The sequence below is a fragment of the Shewanella sp. SG41-4 genome (genome assembly GCF_014164505.1).
GTDB lineage: Bacteria > Pseudomonadota > Gammaproteobacteria > Enterobacterales > Shewanellaceae > Shewanella.
In genome coordinates this window covers 1-317 of sequence record NZ_JACJFI010000768.1, presented here as the reverse complement: position 1 = coordinate 317, position 317 = coordinate 1, and the positions used below count along the sequence as shown (strand labels likewise).

Annotated in this window: 2 tRNA genes; both read left to right on the top strand. The window is 42.3% G+C overall.

The features are described from left to right. Positions 1 to 34 precede the first annotated feature (34 nt). A tRNA-Lys gene (locus H5202_RS23750) sits at positions 35 to 110 on the top strand. 125 nt (positions 111 to 235) lie between these two features. Continuing rightward, positions 236 to 311 (top strand) — tRNA-Lys (locus H5202_RS23745). Positions 312 to 317: the final 6 nt, after the last annotated feature.

The following is a 317-nucleotide window of genomic DNA, read 5'->3' as shown; positions in this document are numbered from 1 at the left end:
CCAGTAAGAATATCAGTTCTTGCAAAACCAAGATGGGTCGTTAGCTCAGTTGGTAGAGCAGTTGGCTTTTAACCAATTGGTCGAAGGTTCGAATCCTTCACGACCCACCACTTTTTAAATCGTGGCTAAACAATTTTAATGTTACACCAAGATGGGTCGTTAGCTCAGTTGGTCTTGAAATAGAGACAGTTGGCTTTTGTTCCAGTAAGAATATCAGTTCTTGCAAAACCAAGATGGGTCGTTAGCTCAGTTGGTAGAGCAGTTGGCTTTTAACCAATTGGTCGAAGGTTCGAATCCTTCACGACCCACCACTTTTT